This window comes from Thermosipho africanus Ob7, from assembly GCF_003351105.1.
Classification (GTDB): Bacteria; Thermotogota; Thermotogae; order Thermotogales; family Fervidobacteriaceae; genus Thermosipho; species Thermosipho africanus.
Genome location: NZ_NKRG01000005.1, coordinates 176,215 through 194,239 on the forward strand (window position 1 = coordinate 176,215; position 18,025 = coordinate 194,239).

General features: G+C 28.0%; 18 protein-coding genes. 3 read left to right on the top strand and 15 right to left on the bottom strand.

Going from position 1 to position 18,025, the window contains the following annotated elements; genetic code table 11:
• Window positions 1-6 precede the first annotated feature (6 nt).
• Both feoB and OB7_RS06815 read right to left on the bottom strand, forming a co-directional pair.
• The gene (gene feoB / locus OB7_RS06810) at window positions 7-1,953 is read right to left on the bottom strand and encodes a ferrous iron transport protein B (RefSeq protein ID WP_012579311.1); all 1,947 of its coding nucleotides are present in this window, start codon (window positions 1,951-1,953) and stop codon (window positions 7-9) included.
• Window position 1,954: 1 nt separating this feature from the next.
• Entirely contained in the window at window positions 1,955-2,383 is a 429-nt protein-coding gene (locus tag OB7_RS06815; protein WP_004103358.1) for a FeoA family protein, read from the bottom strand.
• A 111-nt stretch (window positions 2,384-2,494) separates the two neighbouring features.
• Here OB7_RS06815 and OB7_RS06820 point away from each other — a divergent pair, with 111 nt between their 5' ends.
• Complete coding sequence (locus OB7_RS06820) at window positions 2,495-2,881, top strand: hypothetical protein (RefSeq protein ID WP_012579312.1); 387 nt, start codon at window positions 2,495-2,497, stop codon at window positions 2,879-2,881.
• On the opposite strand, the gene OB7_RS06825 is transcribed toward OB7_RS06820, so the two are convergent.
• From OB7_RS06825 to OB7_RS06880, 12 genes are read right to left on the bottom strand one after another with little or no spacing between them, the layout of a single operon-like run.
• On the bottom strand, window positions 2,870-3,454 hold the full coding sequence (locus OB7_RS06825; protein WP_232617982.1) for a ComEA family DNA-binding protein: 585 nt from the start codon (window positions 3,452-3,454) through the stop codon (window positions 2,870-2,872). The two genes, OB7_RS06820 and OB7_RS06825, sit on opposite strands and share 12 nt — an antisense overlap.
• Window positions 3,432-4,220: an AmmeMemoRadiSam system protein B gene (amrB, locus tag OB7_RS06830; protein WP_004103367.1), complete on the bottom strand. Its 789-nt coding sequence runs from the start codon at window positions 4,218-4,220 to the stop codon at window positions 3,432-3,434. The genes OB7_RS06825 and amrB overlap by 23 nt, the downstream gene beginning before the upstream one ends.
• On the bottom strand, window positions 4,220-8,176 hold the full coding sequence (locus tag OB7_RS06835) for a type II secretion system protein GspD (protein ID WP_004103370.1): 3,957 nt from the start codon (window positions 8,174-8,176) through the stop codon (window positions 4,220-4,222). The genes amrB and OB7_RS06835 overlap by 1 nt, the downstream gene beginning before the upstream one ends.
• Complete coding sequence (locus OB7_RS06840; protein WP_004103372.1) at window positions 8,166-8,630, bottom strand: hypothetical protein; 465 nt, start codon at window positions 8,628-8,630, stop codon at window positions 8,166-8,168. The genes OB7_RS06835 and OB7_RS06840 overlap by 11 nt, the downstream gene beginning before the upstream one ends.
• Complete coding sequence (locus OB7_RS06845; RefSeq protein WP_004103373.1) at window positions 8,617-9,057, bottom strand: hypothetical protein; 441 nt, start codon at window positions 9,055-9,057, stop codon at window positions 8,617-8,619. The genes OB7_RS06840 and OB7_RS06845 overlap by 14 nt, the downstream gene beginning before the upstream one ends.
• Window positions 9,054-9,611, bottom strand: a complete 558-nt coding sequence (locus OB7_RS06850) for a hypothetical protein (protein WP_012579314.1) — start codon at window positions 9,609-9,611, stop codon at window positions 9,054-9,056. The genes OB7_RS06845 and OB7_RS06850 overlap by 4 nt, the downstream gene beginning before the upstream one ends.
• Complete coding sequence (locus tag OB7_RS06855) at window positions 9,583-10,524, bottom strand: hypothetical protein (protein ID WP_012579315.1); 942 nt, start codon at window positions 10,522-10,524, stop codon at window positions 9,583-9,585. The genes OB7_RS06850 and OB7_RS06855 overlap by 29 nt, the downstream gene beginning before the upstream one ends.
• A 14-nt stretch (window positions 10,525-10,538) precedes the next feature.
• A complete protein-coding gene (locus OB7_RS06860) occupies window positions 10,539-10,895 on the bottom strand; it encodes a type II secretion system protein (RefSeq protein WP_004103374.1) in 357 nt (118 codons plus the stop codon).
• A 1-nt stretch (window position 10,896) separates the two neighbouring features.
• A complete protein-coding gene (locus tag OB7_RS06865; RefSeq protein WP_114702845.1) occupies window positions 10,897-12,093 on the bottom strand; it encodes a type II secretion system F family protein in 1,197 nt (398 codons plus the stop codon).
• Window positions 12,090-12,770, bottom strand: coding sequence for an ATP-binding cassette domain-containing protein (locus tag OB7_RS06870; RefSeq protein WP_114702846.1), 681 nt, complete (start codon window positions 12,768-12,770; stop codon window positions 12,090-12,092). The genes OB7_RS06865 and OB7_RS06870 overlap by 4 nt, the downstream gene beginning before the upstream one ends.
• Window positions 12,767-13,363 (bottom strand): class I SAM-dependent methyltransferase, encoded by a 597-nt coding sequence (locus tag OB7_RS06875; protein ID WP_012579317.1) that lies wholly within the window; start codon window positions 13,361-13,363, stop codon window positions 12,767-12,769. Before OB7_RS06875 ends, OB7_RS06870 begins: the two co-directional genes overlap by 4 nt.
• Window positions 13,364-13,819: a flavin reductase family protein gene (locus OB7_RS06880; RefSeq protein ID WP_004103376.1), complete on the bottom strand. Its 456-nt coding sequence runs from the start codon at window positions 13,817-13,819 to the stop codon at window positions 13,364-13,366.
• A gap of 95 nt (window positions 13,820-13,914) precedes the next feature.
• Here OB7_RS06880 and OB7_RS06885 point away from each other — a divergent pair, with 95 nt between their 5' ends.
• The gene (locus OB7_RS06885; RefSeq protein WP_038042604.1) at window positions 13,915-15,795 is read left to right on the top strand and encodes a transketolase; all 1,881 of its coding nucleotides are present in this window, start codon (window positions 13,915-13,917) and stop codon (window positions 15,793-15,795) included.
• Between the two features lie 36 nt (window positions 15,796-15,831).
• Here OB7_RS06885 and OB7_RS06890 read toward each other — a convergent pair whose 3' ends face one another.
• A complete protein-coding gene (locus OB7_RS06890; RefSeq protein WP_114702847.1) occupies window positions 15,832-16,596 on the bottom strand; it encodes a hypothetical protein in 765 nt (254 codons plus the stop codon).
• Window positions 16,597-16,751: 155 nt separating this feature from the next.
• Between OB7_RS06890 and lpdA the strand changes: the two genes are divergently transcribed.
• Window positions 16,752-18,025, top strand: a 1,274-nt coding sequence (gene lpdA / locus OB7_RS06895) for a dihydrolipoyl dehydrogenase (RefSeq protein ID WP_114702848.1), incomplete at its 3' end; no start/stop codon positions are given.

An 18,025-nucleotide genomic window follows, 5' to 3' on the forward strand; every position in this document is an offset into this window, starting at 1 on the left:
TCCCTATTAGCCTATAATTAATTTTCCTAAATTTAAGAAGATAAAGGACAATATATATGCTATCAAAAAACTATATATTACAGTAAAAATAACCCACTTCCAACTTCCAGTTTCACTTTTTATGGTCGCAATTGTAGCAAAACAAGGAATATATAACATCACAAAAATTAAAAATGCATAAGCATTTACACTATTTAAAGACTCACTAAGAGCGAGTTTTGCACTAATCAAATCTCCCTCTGTAAATCCATATAACATAGACATTGTCGAAACTATTACTTCTTTAGCAACACCTCCAAAAAATAATGCTGTTCCAATTTTCCAATCAAAACCTAGAGGTTTTAAAATATATTCCAAAGTTTTTCCGATATATGATGCATAACTTGTTTCAACATCTCCTTTATTTGGAAAATAAGTAAGTCCCCAAACTAAAATACTTGTAATAAGAATTATTGTTCCTGCCTTCTTTAAAAAATGACTTCCTTTATTCCACATATAAATTGCTATATTTCTAATCGTAGGCACTCTATACCTGGGCAATTCCATTACTAATGGGACACTTTCACCCTTGAAAAATACTTTATTGACAAAAAAAGCTGTAAAAGCTGTAATCAATATACTTATAGCATAAATACTAAACAAAACCTCAGCTTTATACCTTGGAAAAAATATACTGATTATCATCATATAAACAGGCAACCTTGCACTACATGAAATAAAAGGTGCCGAAAGTATAGTTCCTAATCTTTCTTTCTCATCTGGTAATCCTCTTGCAGTCATAATAGATGGAACATTACAACCAAAACCTAACAGTAAAGACATAAATGATCTTCCTGAAAGTTTCATTTTATACATTATTCTATCCAATACAAAAGCTGCTCTGGGCAAATAACCTGTTTCTTCTAAAATACCTAACGCAATAAACAATGCAAAAATATTAGGAACAAATACTAAAACACCACCAACACCACCAATTAATCCATCTGCAATTAACGAAGTGAACAAACCATCACCAAAAGATTTTACATAGTCTGCAAGTTGACTAAAAGAATAATCCAATATATCAGCTAATGGCTGTACCACATCAAAAGTAAATTTAAATATAATATACATAATAGCTACTAAAATTGGAATACCAAATATTTTGTGTGTTAAAACGTGGTCTATCTTATCATTCATGGTCTTTATATACTCAATATTATTACCAGAATACGCTTCTTTTAATACGTATTTTACATATTCATATCTTATTTTCGGAATATGATTCAATGCATTTTCTTTAATAGCTTTATCAATTTTCACTATATTTTCAAGTTTATTAACAAAATATTCGTCCCCTTCTAAATATTTAAGTGCAGCATATCTTTTATTTTTAAATAAATCATCTGGAATTTGATTTTCAATATCTACAATTATCTTTTCATATTCTTTATAATCAAAAATAACATTTTTAATTTTTTTACCTTTTGCTATATCAACTATCATATCTTTTAACTCACTAATTCCTTCTCCAGTTTTTGCGGAAGTAAATACTACAGGGACTCCAAAATGTTTTTGAAGTTCATACTTATCAATTTTTGTCTTTTGCCTTTTAACTTCATCATAAGAATTCATAACCAAGATTACGCTTTTTGTAATCTCCAAGGTTTCTATTAAGAGATAAAAACTCTGTTCAGGATTTAAAGAATCAGCTATTAATAAAGTCACATTTGGAGGTGAAAAAAATAAAAAATCTCGAGTAATCTTTTCATCAATCGATTTTGATGACAATGAATACGTTCCAGGAAGATCTATAAAATGTAATGTATTTCCTTTCCATTCGGTTGCACCCTCGATTTTACTTACAGTAACTCCGGGCCAATTTGCAACATATTGCCTTGCACCGACAAGCCTATTAAAAATACTTGTTTTACCAACATTTGGATTTCCAACTAAAGCTACGGTCACTACCATATCAGATCCTCCTTAATATTATTTTGTTTTTCATCCCCTCACCTAAATGAATTTTACTATTATCCAAAAAAATTTCACCATCTTTTACTTGAATAATTTTTCCTGGCAAAATCCCCAATTTACTAACTTTATATAAAAATCTTCTTCCTCCACAAAATTCAACAACTTCATATTCACCATCATTTGCCAAAGATAATGGTATTGAATCATCTAACAATACAACTTCAATAGTAGAAGCCTCTGAATTTCTCATAGATATTAATTTATTAAAAACTCTGTACATTCTTGGATCTCCCATAGGAGAAGTTCTAACAACTTCGACTATGCTTTCAGGAATTAATCCCAAACCCAAAAGTCTGTTTTTAATTTTAGAATCTTTGATTGATACAATTTTCACTTTTACACATTCCGGTATTTTATCTAAAGTCAAAACCTCTCCCCCTTCTTATTGAAAATAATTCTCAACAAAATTTTATCAAAAGTTTTAGCTAAAGTCAAGTAGTGATATAATTTATATAGGACTTAAAAGGAGGGAGATCTTATGAATAACAAATTAAAATGGCTAGTCATATCAATTTCACTAACTTTTACTATAGTTAGTATGATCACGGTTACGCTTTTTTCAAAAGGAATAATTCAATATTCTTGGATTTTAAAAGTTCCTGGAAGAATTTCTGGAGGACAATTTATACCTGGAATGGAAAAGTTGTATACTAAACTCTTTCTTAGCTTTTTATTCAATACATTGGCAATTCTTACTTTATCCACATTATTTAGCAAATTTAATAATAAAATTACCGACGAAATTTCACTTGTTCTTGGTATGTTTTTTTTATTTGTTTCATTATTATCTTTTTACAATATTTTTCAACTAATAGCATTCCTTTTTTCTTTATTTTTGCTATACTTTATATTTTCAAAACGCTAAATAATTTTTTATCTTTTCAAGTGTTTTCGGACCTATTCCATTAACATTTAGAAGTTCATTTAAAGAGTTAAACTTGCCATTTTTTTCTCTATACTCAATTATTCTCTTTGCTTTTGTAGGGCCTATTCCTGGTAATTTTTCAAGCTGTTTTTCATCAGCTTTATTAATATTTATCTTTTTAAGCTCATTATTCATATTAATTTGTACCTCATTCGTTTTTGAAACTGTTACATAATCTCTTATTTTTTCAAGTGTTGACGGACCAATACCAGTAACATTTATTAAATCATCAATTGAATTAAAATTCCCGTGCGCTTGCCTGTAGGAAATAATTGCTTTGGCTTTTACTGTTCCAATCCCAGGAAGACTCATTAACTGTTCTAAATCAGCCTTGTTAAGATCTATTATTTGTGATTCATAGTCTCTCTTAATTTCCTTACTATTTACATTATTATATTGTTTTTCATGAAATATAACTGTACTTATCAATATAAATAGTGTGAAAATAATGATAAATTCTTTAAAATACTTTATTTTGCTATTCAAAATCTCACCATAAAACAAAGCTTGCATACCCTACGGTAAAAGTATAATCCTTTGAATATTCGGCACTGGTAGTGTGATATACAAGCTTTACATTATCAAAATACATCGTTAAAACTGACATTGGCCCTATTCCACAAGCACTAATTGATTTTCTTAGCGAATAAATTCCTTCTATATTCCTTTCCAATATCTTTTCAATCAATTTTTCATCTTTTCTAAGAGTAATTTCATGAGATTCGTAATGATTAAAATCAGATGAAGCAACTAAAAGAGTATTTTTTAAATCTATCTTTTTTAATAATTCAACTATCTTTATTGTGTTTTCATAAGATTGATAATTATAAATAATCGGTACAAATTTAAAGCTGCCAAAATAATATTTTAAAATCGGCAGCAAAACTTCAATTGAATGTTCTAATATATGAGCTTTATAGTTCTCTTCAAAAATTTCATTTTTTAACAAATAATTATTTAATTCTTCGTCAATCCCAACATATCCAAAGGGAGTATTCCATTTTCCTCTTGGCCACAATGAACAAATATTTCCGGCAATTCCAGTATGATTTGTTCCAAATATAATTATTCTTTCAGGTTTTCCAAAATCCAAAGCTTTACATATTGCATACAAAGCCGTTTTGCCACTATAAACGTATCCTGCATGAGGCAAAATTAAACCAAAATTAGAATTTGTATTTTTAATTTCTTTTACTTTGCAAAATTGGTTAAAAAATTTTATCAATAATTCTGAATTTTTAGGATAAAATTTATCAGCATAGTACATCTCTCTTTCCATTATTTCACAACCTTGGCTGAAATAAATATTACTATATTACGTTTAACTTTATCAGATTTTTCAGAAACAAAGAATTTTCCAATAATTGGTAAATCACCTAATATTGGAATCTTTGAAACTGTTTTGCTATTTTCCTCTCTAGAAAGTCCTCCAATTACTAAAGTCTGATTTTCTTTCAACAATATCTTTGATGAAAATTCTCTTGTTCTTTCAACTGGTAATGAGAGCGAGTATTGGCTCTTTAAATCCCAATCAAAACTACTGACTTTAATATTAAGTTCCAAATCAATAGTATTATCAGCATTAATATACGGAGTAATTTCAAGTGTTACTCCAGATTCAATGTATTTAATTTCTTGAGTATTTTCTGCTGTTGATAAAACTATAGGGATCTTATCACCTATTAAAATACTTGCTGTTTCTCCGCTCTTTGCTACTACGTTTGGACTTGCTAAAACATTTGTGTTTTTATTAGTTACATTATTTCCATTGCCTATCTCAATATTTAAATTACTATTACCATCACTTCCAATAGACAATAACTTATTTATAATTCCTTCAATGCTCAAATTACTCAATGATAATTTAACGTTAAAATCATCATTTGATAAAGTACCCAAATCTGACGTTATTTTCCCCAAATTATACTCAAAATTATCTGATAACTCTTCATCTACTACTTTAACTTCTATCAATGCAAGCTTTGCATTTAAATTTTGTTTAATGTAACTTCTGACCTCTTCAGCAACTTTTGCATCAATTCCTGTTGCAATAACAACTCCTGCCGAAGTATCAACAAACGATTGACCACCATAAAACTCTATTAATTCTTTTACTTTATCAACATTTTGAGAAACTGAAAATACAAATGTTGTAGTTGTCTTTGTTGAACTACCTGTTATCATATCAAAGATGTAAATACCGTTTTCTTTTTTTATTGCTACATTATAATTACTTAAAATTGTTTCAAAATCATCAAAAGTAATATCTTGAACGTAAATATTAGCAATTGAATTAATTTCTCTTGAAATAACAGCAGAGTATTTATAACCTTTTACAACCTGTTCAATTATATTTTTAAGTGGAACATTTTCTGCGTTTATTGTAATTAAACCATCTTCACTTATATTCACATTTTTCCCACTAACATTTGTAACATTTTCTTGCCCTTTTGGTTTTATAAATACCATACTTCCTTCTTTTGTTATATCGACTTTCGAACTTATAATATTTTCAAATTCGTCCAGACTCGAATCTTTTAAAACAATATTCAAATTATCGGTTACAGAATCAATCAAAACCGAATAACCAAATTTGGGATAAATTTCTCTGGCAAGTTGTTCTATTGAAATATTAGTAGCATTAATAGTAATTTTATTATCAACAACCTCTACAAATTGTGATTTTAATTTTCTTCCAACATGTAAAAATCCGTTTTCTTCTCTAACAAAAACACCGTATTCGTTTAATAATTTCTCAAAATCTTCTATCGATGCATTTGACAATTTTATATCTACTTTCTTTTTCACTTCTTCATCAAATATTACACTCTTTTTAGTTGTTAATAAAAATACTTTCTTAATTAATTCGTCTAAATCATAATCTTTTACATCTATATATAATCTACCATTTTCGAAACTTATTTGATTCTTAGAAAATTCTTTTAATAACTCTATTGCCCTATAAACTAATTTTTCATTGCCCTTTAAATAAAACTTATCATCTATTTTTTTAACAATTATGTTATTTCCAAAGTAAAGATTTAATAGCTCATTAATCTTTCCTTCGTCTAAATCACTTGCCAACGAAACTATTGTCGAATCATTAGTTAAATTTTCAAGCAAAGTTTCTGCTTCATCGATTTCTGACTGGCTCCCTAAAAGCAATACATTATTGTTTATTTTAAATACCTTTAATTCTCCCACCTCTTTTAATAATTCGTCAATTCCATCAAAATAAACATTATTTAAAATCTTAAAACTCTTACCTTGTGAGTATTTTCTTACAAATTCTCTTGCTTTTTCAACATTTTCACTACTTCCATTAAGAATTAATATCTGACTTTTTGGATAATATTCCATATTCACTTTATACAACTGCGATATTACTCCTTGAAGTTCTTCGTAATTTTGAAGATTTATTTTCTCCAAATAATATTTATTTTCACTATTGCCAAAATAATTATTTATAAACTCAAATGCCTTGGAAATTTGTCTTCCTTTAAGAATAACACCTTTTTCAGTATTGATAACTTCAATGTTATACAAATCTTTTAAAATCTTTGTTTGAGATTCATTAAGATGAATATTTTCAATAAACTGTATTTTTTCTCCGTAACTTTCTCTAATTTCCTTTACCTTGTTTTCCATATCATTATTCGCATTATTAAAAACCATCAAATTATCAGTTTCATAGACTGGTGAAGCATCCAAAAGTGCTTTAAAAACTGCTTTTGGCGGATCAAATGGAGTTATCTCTAAAACAAATTTTGAATTTAAAGTATTATTAGCAATTATTTCATCAATAACTTTTTCTTTTCCTCTAATCAAGAAACTACCATCTGAAAATTCCTTTAAAATTTCCACATCGTACAGTTTTAAATTTTCTTTATTAATTTTCAACCTTAAAGTTTTTACACTTGCAAGTTCCAAAAATTGCATAAATCTAGAATAAACTTGTTTAGTTACAAAAAGAGTTACGAAAACTTTTCCATTAACTTCTAAAACCTTACCGTTTTCCTCGGAAACATTTAAATATTCTAATGCCCTTTTAACTGTATCAACATTTATATCTTCAAAAACCATTCTGTAAGGATTACCTATTGTTCTATCATTATTTAATCTAATCACTACATCTCTAAACTTCTCTGGAACTTTTATGTCTTGACCTAAAGATTTAAATGGTATATTTAAGCTTTCTAAAATAGTTTTTATTCTTTCTGGATACCCAACTTCAACTGTTACATAATCAAAAAATGGATCGTCAAAACTATCTTTTAAAATTGAAATTAAGTAACCAATAGTATTAGCAGATTCATTATCTGAATATATCGCAACTTGCCTTAATCCATACAAAATAGAATATTTAAAATCATATATACTCGAAATATTAGTTAAAAAATCTTCTAAAACTTCTTTACTAACATTAAATTTAAAGTAATACCATGACTTACTGGGCTGCTGAGATATAGCATCAGCAATTAATCTGTGTTCCCTAATGCCTCCATAGACAAATAGTTTGCTCTTATCCTTTATATAATTAGCAAAAGTTCCAGCACCAAGTAACAATCTTATTTTCTCAGAATCAATTTCCTCATAATAAATTTGCCAATAATATGCAAAATTCTTTTTAATTTCATTTTCTAACCCCAAATAAAGCGTTCCATCCGGTCCATATGCATAACAAACATCTGGATTATTTAATAGTAACAATCTTAAAGCATCTTCAATAGAAACATCATTGACCTCGAGATTCACATTTTTATTTCTAACTCCATCGTATAGTGAAATATTAACACCAATTGCATCAGAAAAATCCCTTATAACAACATCCAATGGAGCATTCAAAAATGAAAAACTATATTTCTTATCAGAAACACTTACAGGCATTGTAATAACTATTTTATTCCCCATAACAATCCAATCAACCTTAACTGGTACCAGATAAAACAAGAATACATTTGTATCATTATTAATAGTTACTATTTGTAAACCTTCTAAAGGACCTTTCGATACTGGTAAAAATGAATTTTTAGAAATTGTATTTTTTAAGGTCAAATAATAAACATTTTGTGAATCATTCCAACCAAAATCAACTTCAGAGGGTTGAAGATTCCTATCATTCTCTATTATCAACTGCATTTTATTACCATTTATGTAATAATCAACGTTAACTAAATTAGCAATCAAATTTAAAGATATAACCAAAAATAAAATAACTGCAAATTTAATTTTCATCACTTATCCCCCCTGACTTTTTTGAAACTATTAATTTAATACTTCCATCTTTAATATCTAATACCACAAGACTATTTCCTGAAATATTTAATATGTAATATCTATTTAGTAAAATCTGCTTGGGATCAACTTTCAATAATTGCTTATCATTTCTTAAATATACCACTGAAGTTCCTGATTCATCATAATAACCTAAATATTCTAAATCTTCTACAATTGAAAAATTACCCAATTTCGAGTAACTTCCATCAATTTTCAAGTAATAAGGCTCAAAAAAACTTACATCTTTTACATTAATAAAGTTTAGATAATAATCTTTTATTTTAACAACATTAACAGAACTTAAAACTTCAACTTCTAAACTTTTTCTCAAATTTAAAATAGAAATGAAAAAAATTACTACAATTAAAATTAACACTAAAATAATAAATAAATATTTCTTATTTAATGTCAATTATATCACCAACCTCTAAATCTAACGAAATGTTTGCTTTACTTTTGGAATTAAATATTAATGGAAAATCAACATTTACATCAACATTTAATTTATTAATAATTATAGATTTTGAATTAACCAAATTATAGAAAAACTTTTCAAATTCTTCCCTTTCAAGTGTATTAGATAAACGTTTGTTTTCATCTAAATACTTAGCTATTTCACTACTAAAATGACTATCTTTATTTAAAAATAACTTTGCATTATTATACTGCGTTAACAAAATTTTAAAATCACTAATTTTCCTATCTAAAATTATAGTTTTTTGATTAAACTTTTTTAAAAATGAAATTTTAATAAATAAAAAATCATACAGTGCAAATAAAATCCCAAACAAAAAGGCTATAATTAAAATCAAATTAGCAATTTTTAATTTCAAACTCACAACTCTCCCCCCAATTGTAACTCATACATTTTAAAATTCTCATATACATTTTTAATGTCAGTAACTTTTAGTTCGACATTTTTATAATACTTACTTAATTTCTCCTTTATCGTTTCGGGAACAACAGGCTTTTCCGAATATTCATAAAAAGTTATCAAAAAACTATTACCATCAAATTCAATATTTTTTATAAAAAAATATTCATTAATATTAGATAATTCATTAACTAAAACTTGAAGAAAATACTTTGAAAAGAAAGATTTATTCAAAGAAGTTTTTAAAAATCTAATCTTATTAATCAAACTATTTATTTTAGAATCATATTCTGAAATCTTTAAATCAACAATGTCAGGAATTTCAGTTAATTCATTAAAAGAAATTTCATTAAAAACCAATGGATGATTTCTAATTATATTTGCTATATTTGTAAACAAAAAGAATTGAGAAAAATAATACAATGAAAAAAAAGGTAGAAACGATATAATTAAATATATTAAAAATCTCTTTAATGAAATTCTCTTTTCTTTATCTTTGTATAAATTTAAATTTTCCAAACTCAAATCCCCCCCTTGTAATTAACCCTAAACTTCCTAAATACTTAGGTTTTATAACAGGATATTTAAAATTGCGAGCAGTGAAAATTTTATTAAAAATTTCAGAATCTGTATAATGTTCAAAAATTAATTTATTCACTAATTCTGAATCAGTATATACAAATCCAGATTGTATATCTTCAATAGTTAATTGTTTTTGAGAAGAATTTAAACTAACAAAAATCTCACGTTCAATCAATGAAAACATGTCTCCTAAAAAATTGTATAAAAATCTACTAACATCTTCTTTTAAAACTTCATCATCCAAATCTTCAACTTCATATAAATTATAACCAAATTCATCATTGCACAAATCATTTAAGTATTTTAGGCTCAATTCTGAATACCTTACCGATTCAATATTACTTCCATTTAAAATAATTAGCCCCGAATATTCTGAATTTATGAAAAATTCAATGTTATAACCTGGAAATTTTGAAAGCAATAAAGATTCCTTAAAGAAATCAGGATAAACAATATCTGGTTCAGGTATCTTCATAGATTCTAATTTGTGAAAATACTCATTTAAATCGGCTTTTCTTACAACAAATACTTCCAAACCGTTAGAAGTTTTTAAAAAATCAAAACTAAATTCAGAACTTTCTAAATTAAAATTTTGTGAAACTTCTAAAACGATATAATTTTCAATATCCTTCCTTTTTTTTATCATTGGCATTTGAAGATTTAAATTTAAAATCAAATCCCAAGGTATATTCACTATAATCAAATCATCTACTTCAAATTCAAAATCTCCATTATATTCTCTTAATTCTTTAATTTTGATTTTTCCAAAAAAATACTCACCAACCGCCTGATATACTTTACTGCCAATTATATCAAACCCAACCAATCTTCTACTTAAAAGATTCGGCAAAAAACTTCCCCCCTTTATTTTACAGATACATCAAATGAAATAGGTTCAATCTTAAAACTCCCAAAAGTTCCTGAAGTAACACTTTTTCTTGGAATAATTCTCAAGTTATTATCTTCAAAATAATCTCCAAAATATATCTTCTTCCTTATTAGTATTTCATTCTTTGTAAATAACGAGTAATAAATTTTGACAGTATCAGCATTATACTCAATCATATCAGCATTAGATTTCCACAATCCACAATATACAATCGTTTTAAATAATTCTTCTTCTAGCATAACTTTATCAAGAATCGAAAACAACGAAAAAATTGAAACAGAAAAAACTATTAACGAAATTGCAATAACCATTAAAACCTCAATATATGTCATATTAACCACCAAAAGTAGATTGCATTTGAAAAATAGTAGAATACATTGCATAAGCTAAAAATGCAATAAACAAACCTACAAAAGCAATCATTAAAGGTTCAAGCATTGATAAAAGTTTTTTTGTATCCTGTTGAATTTGCTCATCAAAAAAGTCCGCCACTTTTTCCATAATCGTGTCTAACTTACCTGTTTCCTCTCCAGTACCAATCATTTCATAAATAATCTGAGGAAAAACTTTTTCACTTTTCAAAGCTTGCTTTAAAGTACTTCCACTTTTTACTTTTTCAGAAACATTTTTTATTTTCATAATAAACTTTAAATTATTTGAAGCTTTTGCTGCCATCTCCAATGAATCTATTATTGAAACACCACTTGCAATTAAAACTCCAAATGTTCTACAAAATCTTTCATATGTAATTTTCTCCTGCAATTTCCTAATCGGTGGAAATAATCTTCCGAAAAATTCTTTCGTTTTTTTACCCGGTTCTGTTCTTAAAAATAAAAACATTCCAACTAATAAAGAAATTATAACAAAAGCTACCATAAATGGATTACCTGTCACAACTTTATTGACACTAATTAAAAAGGAAATTATACCCCCTGTTGGTATAGTTCCAAACACATTGAAAAGCTTTGGCAAGATAAAAACACTTATTACTACAACAACTATAACAGCAAATCCTAAAATAAACGTAGGATAAACCATAGCGGATTTTACCTGTTGATTTGTTCTATTTAAATTTTCATAATAACTAGCTAATTTTTCAAGAGTTTCCTCTAAAACACCACCTTCTTCTCCGGCTTTAATCATATTGATAAATACGTCATCAAAAACTTTTTGCTTTTTAAACGCTTCTGAAAGAGACGTTCCCACATCTAATTCACTAACTATATTAACTAAAATACTCCTGAACCTTTTTGAAAATATCTCTTGGTTTGACAAAATATAAATTGCCTCTCTTAACCTTAATCCGGCTTTTACCATAGTTTCTAATTGCCTTGTAAAAAAAACTATATCTTTTAATCTTATACTAAATATATTAAAATTAAATTTCTTTACTTTACTAGCTTCTTTAACATCTATAACTATGTAACCACTAGATTTTAGCTTTGATAAAGCTTCCTGAATGTTGTATGCTTCAATTTCCCCTCTTACCTTTTTCATTTCTTTATCGTAGGCTTTATAAGCAAATTTCAAAATAATTCCCCCCTGTTTACAGGAAATAACCTTCCATCTACAATTTCAAAAGTTTTACCTTTAAAGTCCAAAAATTTTTCAAGATCATGTGTTACTATTATCAATGTTTTATCTTTTTTACTGACCCAAAGTTTCAAAAATTCAATCAACGACTTTTCAGATTTATAATCTAAACTTACTGTCGGCTCGTCTAATATAAGGAGTTCTGGATCATGAGCAATTGCACTAGCTATTGCAACTTTTCTTTGTTGACCGCCAGAAAGTTGAAATGGAGATTTTTTCAATAACTCATCATCTAAATTCATTAAATCCTTAATTTCTTCTAATCTTTCTTTTGGATTTTTAATTTCAAAATTTTTTATTGAAAACATAATTTCATCCTCTACAGTCTCAGAAAAAAACTGCTTTTCTGGAAACTGAAAGGCAAAACCTATTTTTTTCCTAAATTTATGAGGATTTGTAAAAGGATCCTCGCCGTCAACAACTATCTCTCCAAAAGTAGGCTTCAAAAGAAAATCCATTAAATATAACAAAGTAGTCTTACCGCTTCCCGATTTCCCAATTATGAAAATAACTTCATTATCATTAATTTTAAAGTTTATATCTTTTAAAACATGCTTTTGAAATACTGTTTTATAATTATAAATATAATTTACATTTTTTAATTCAAGCGTCATAATTTTTTAGAACTATAAACCCTTATTCCTCCTTCTTTACACAATTCTTCAACATTTCCAAAAATCGATCTCATATATTCTTTTATTCTCTTTCCACCTTTATTATGGTATGCAACAAGTTCTAATGTACCACCCTCTCTAAGCTTTTCAAATGCACCCTCAATCAAGTTCATCCAAACTTGTTTTCCTGCCACAATTGGTGGATTTGAAATTATATGATCAAAACTCATATTATTCCACGGTTCATATAAATATCCCTGTCTGATATCAGCTTCAATATTGTTATCTTTACTATTAATTTTTGCAAACTCAACTGCGCGCTGATTTATATCGCTCATATAAAGGTTAATGTCAGGATTTTCTTTTTTTAGAGTTATTCCAATCACTCCATAACCACAGCCAATATCTAATACATCTCCAAAATTAATTCTACTATTTTCGATCAAAATTTTTGTCGCTCTATCAATCTTTCCAAATGAATATACACCACTCGGGCTTTTAAATCTGTATACATGACCATTTTTTAGTTTTAATTCAACAATCTTTACTTTTAAAACACTTGTTGGTTTTTCAGTATAGTAATGCTCAAACATTTAATCCCTCCAAAATTTATGTTCTCCATACAATAGAACTTTTTCATTATTAAAAATTTCTTCAAAATTAACTTTTCCTAAAAATATATTATGATCTCCTGATTCAAAATCTCCAATTTTTTCACACTCTAAATATGCAACTACACCATTTAATATAGGAATTTTATTTTTACTCATTTTAAAATCAATTCCTTCAAATTTGTTAAAATTTCTTCCAGAAATAGTTCCAAAATGTTTTGCAATATTTATCTGATTGATACTAAGCAAATTTATTCCAAAAAAATTTACTTTTTTCAAAAGTTCATAGCTATATCGCTGTTTACCTATTGAAATTGCTAAAAGTTTTGGATCTATAGAAGTCCTCATTATCCAGGCTACAGTTATCCCATTTAAATTACCATTATAATTCATTGTTACAACTGCTACAGAGTTATAAATTTTTGACAAAGCATCCATAAAATCACCTCAGAATATATTATAACATAGTAATTTTTATAACAATATTTTTACTGAAAATTTGTTTTTCATTTGGTATAATATATTGAGATAAAATGAAGGAGGTGTATATTTTGAATTTAAATCTTGAAGAAATTTCAAAAAAATGTAGAGGAGATATTTTAACCATGACCACCGTAGCTCAATCTGGACATCCAGGTGGTTCTATGTCATCAATTGATATTTTAGTTAGTTTATACTCTTTTGCAAGAGTTTTTCCAAATGATCCTTGGAACGAAGATAGAGATAGAATCATAGTTAGCCATGGTCACATTTCACCTGCGGTATATAGTACACTTGCAGCGTATGGGTTTATCAATAGAGAAGAAGTTTTAACTGGTTTTAGACATCCATCAAGTATTTTTGAAGGACATATCACAAGAGGTATTCCTGGCGTTGAATGGACTACTGGAAATCTTGGCCAAGGACTTTCCGCAGGTGTTGGAATGGCTTTAGCTGGAAAATTAAAAAATAAAGACTATCATGTTTACGTTGTTATGAGTGACGGTGAAAGTGCAAAAGGCCAAGTAGCAGAAGCAAGAAGAACTGCAAATAAATATAATCTCGATAACCTAACTGTTATTATTGACTATAACGATATTCAAATCAGCGGGAGAGCAAGAGAGATAATGTATGTAGATCTAAAAAAAGAATATGAAGCAGCTGGATGGAATACTTTGGAAATAAACGGACACGATTTCGAGCAAATACTCTCGGCTCTAAAAATTGCTAAAAATGATGGAAAACCAACAGCAATAATTGCACATACTATTATTGGAAAAGGCGTAAGCTTTATGGAAGATACACCAAAATACCACGGTAAACCATTATCAATAGAAGAATTCAAAAAGGCTATTCAAGAACTCGGATTAAATATTGATATAGATAAATACATTGAAAATAGAAAAAAACTGCCAATTTCAGAACATAAAAAATTGTTATTAAAATACGATGTAAATATCAATAAAGGTGAATTTAGAACTTATACAGAAAAAACTGATAATAGATCAGCATTGGGAAGAGCTATTGCTGATCTTGCATTAATAAATGATAACGTTGTAGCGGTTGATTGCGATCTCAAATCTTCTGTAAAATTAGATTTTCTTGACAAAGAAAGAAAGGATAGGCTTATTGAAATTGGCGTTCAAGAACATAATGCTGCTGCATTAGCAGGTGCACTAAGTGTTGAAGGATTTATTACATTTTTTGCAGATTTTGGAGTATTTGGGATAGATGAAACATTTAATCAACATAGGTTAAACGCAATTAATAATACAAACCTTAAGGTTGTAGTAACTCACTGCGGAACAGATGTTGGTGAAGATGGAAAAACACATCATGCGTTAAATTATGTTTCTGCACCTCTATCATGGTTTGGCTTCAAAGTCATTGTTCCTGCAGATCCAAATCAAACTGATAGAGCAGTAAGATATGTTGCATCAGAATATGGAAATTTTGTAATAGCTATGGGTAGAAGTAAATTAGAACCTATAAAAAAAGAAGATGGAAGCATATTCTTTGATGAAAATTACGAATTTAAATATGGAAAAATTGATATATTAAGAGATGGAGATGATATTGTAATTATCACGATGGGTTCAATAATTCCTCCAGCATTAAAAGCAGTAGATGAACTAAGGAATGAAGGAATCAAAGTAGGTTTACTTAATGTATCTTGTCCACTTGATTTAGACGAGGAAGTTCTTACAAGATACACACGAAACAAAGTGATTGTAATTGAAGACCATAATGTTTACAATGGACTTGGAACATTAATAGAAAACAAACTCTTCAATCTAAAAATTATCCCTGACAAATTTGTTAAGATTGGTATTGATAGGTTCCCAGTATCTGGTAATAGCAATTACTTATTCAAAATTTATGGTTTTGATAGTGATAGTATTAAAAATAAAGTTAAAGAAATATTAGAAGACTAATAAAAAGCCTGGCATCAGCCAGGCTTTTTTAAATAGTTAAAGCTTTTCAATTATTTTAATATCATTATTAAATCTAAACTTTAATATATTTTCCAAAGTTTCACTGTCGGACTTCCCGGATTCAAATAATATTAAATATGTATTTTTTGAAACCTTCACATAAAAGTCACTTTTTCTAATTTTTGAACTAATATCACTCTGCGACTTTATAAGTAATGGAATAAACATTGGATTTCTTCTTTTTCTATCCAATACTATTAGTTTTAAAGCAAGTTCCATTGGTATTTCATTTTTAGTAGGTAACTCAGCAAGTTTTTCAAATAAATTCAAATCATTCTTTTTCAATTGCTGAGTGATCATTAAAATCTGCATTTCACACAACTCACGATAAGGAACAACCCACTCTTCATCTAAGCCTTCCAAAAGCTCACCTTTATAAATCTTTGCAATTTCATCCCTTGTTTTTTTTGAAGGACTTTTATCCATAAGCTTTTGAAATAAAATATAATCAATCTTCAACTTCGAAACGTCTAAATATACAACATTCCTATCAATTTTTAGAGAATCTTTTGTTAAATTTAATCCTTTTCTGAGCATATATAAAAGTGTATTAAGATTCTTCCGAGAATAACTTTCATCATATCCTTCAAAAAAAACGTTAAGAATTTCACTAACAAATACTTTTCTTTTATAATTCAAAATTAAGTAATATAAAATATGCTCTGCCTTTTTACTTTTTAAAACAATTTTTTCTGACTGAAAATAAACACCATATTCTTTGCCAAACAGTCTGATCTCCATTAAATCCCCCCCAACGTTTTATATTTTATCATATTTTATATTAAAATTTTAACATATTTATCAATTTTTTCCATTTTTTCAAAAATTAAACTTGTTGCCAAAAATGAGATTATATTATATCATAAGTTAGTAGAATAAACAAAGGAGGTAAAAACATGTATGAAGCAATAGTAATAGGTGGAGGGCCTGGAGGATATGTTGCAGCGATAAGGCTTTCACAGCTTGGCAAAAAAGTTGCAATTGTTGAAAAAGAAGAATTTGGTGGTACTTGTACCAATAAAGGGTGTATTCCTACTAAAGCTATGCTTACAGCCTCACACCTTTTTACTGAAATAAATGAAAAGGCAAAAAAATTTGGTATCTTAGTTGATAATGTTTCATATGATCTTTCATTAATCATGAAACACATGCAAAAATCTGTTACTATGTCCAGAAAAGGCATAGAGTTTTTAATGAAAAAGAACAAGATTGATGTATTTAAAGATAAAGCAGTATTAAAAGACAAAAACACAGTCTTACTTGAAAATAGTGGACAAGAAATACAGGGAGAAAATATAATCTTAGCGCATGGTTCTGTACCAGTTATTTTTTCTCCATTTGATCAGATAGAAGGTATCTGGACAAGTGATGATGTATTTAAGATGGAAAAGATGCCAGAATCAATATTGATAATAGGTGGAGGAGTAATAGGAGTAGAATTTGCAACATTCTTTTCAAGCTTTGGAGTAGATGTAACAGTAGTAGAACTTGCAGAGCATATTTTACCATACGAAGATAGTGATGTAGCAGAAGAAATAAAAAAAGCATTAAAAAAGAACAAAGTAAAAATAATAGAAGGAGAAAAGGTAGAAGGAGTGGAAAAGAAAGGCGAAAAATACATTGCAAAAGTTGCAGGAAAAGAAATAGAAGTTGAAAAAGTACTACTTGCTGTAGGAAGAAGACCGAATATAAGTGAAGATATAAAAGCACTTGGCATAGAAATAGAAAGAGGAGTAAAAACAGACAAACATATGAGAACAAATATAGACAACATATATGCAATAGGAGATATAAGAGGACAGATAATGCTAGCACATGTTGCGATGTACGAAGGGATAGTAGCAGCGCACAATATAGCAGGAGAAGAAATAGAGATGGACTATAGAGCAGTACCATCGATAATCTTTTCAAACCCAGAAGTAGCAAGTGTAGGAAAAAGAGAAAAAGAGGTGGATAGAGAGAGAGTAAACATATATAAATTTCCGGTATCAGCAAATGGAAGGGCAAGAACAATGGAAGAGAAATTAGGATTTGCAAAGGTAATAGAAGAAAAAGAAACGGGGAAGGTATTGGGAGTAACGATAGTGTCAGCAAACGCAACGGATATGATAATGGAAGGAGTGTTGGGAGTAAAATATGAAATGACAACAGAAAAAATAGCAGAAGCAAT

Coding starts and splice junctions, on each gene's coding strand:
- feoB (WP_012579311.1), bottom strand. CDS start 1,953: ATGGTAGTGACCGTAGCTTTAGTTGGAAATCCAAATGTTGGTAAAACA.
- OB7_RS06820 (WP_012579312.1), top strand. CDS start 2,495: ATGAATAACAAATTAAAATGGCTAGTCATATCAATTTCACTAACTTTT.
- OB7_RS06825 (WP_232617982.1), bottom strand. CDS start 3,454: ATGCAAGCTTTGTTTTATGGTGAGATTTTGAATAGCAAAATAAAGTAT.
- amrB (WP_004103367.1), bottom strand. CDS start 4,220: ATGGAAAGAGAGATGTACTATGCTGATAAATTTTATCCTAAAAATTCA.
- OB7_RS06835 (WP_004103370.1), bottom strand. CDS start 8,176: ATGAAAATTAAATTTGCAGTTATTTTATTTTTGGTTATATCTTTAAAT.
- OB7_RS06860 (WP_004103374.1), bottom strand. CDS start 10,895: ATGACATATATTGAGGTTTTAATGGTTATTGCAATTTCGTTAATAGTT.
- OB7_RS06870 (WP_114702846.1), bottom strand. CDS start 12,770: ATGACGCTTGAATTAAAAAATGTAAATTATATTTATAATTATAAAACA.
- OB7_RS06875 (WP_012579317.1), bottom strand. CDS start 13,363: ATGTTTGAGCATTACTATACTGAAAAACCAACAAGTGTTTTAAAAGTA.
- OB7_RS06880 (WP_004103376.1), bottom strand. CDS start 13,819: ATGGATGCTTTGTCAAAAATTTATAACTCTGTAGCAGTTGTAACAATG.
- OB7_RS06885 (WP_038042604.1), top strand. CDS start 13,915: ATGAAGGAGGTGTATATTTTGAATTTAAATCTTGAAGAAATTTCAAAA.
- OB7_RS06890 (WP_114702847.1), bottom strand. CDS start 16,596: ATGGAGATCAGACTGTTTGGCAAAGAATATGGTGTTTATTTTCAGTCA.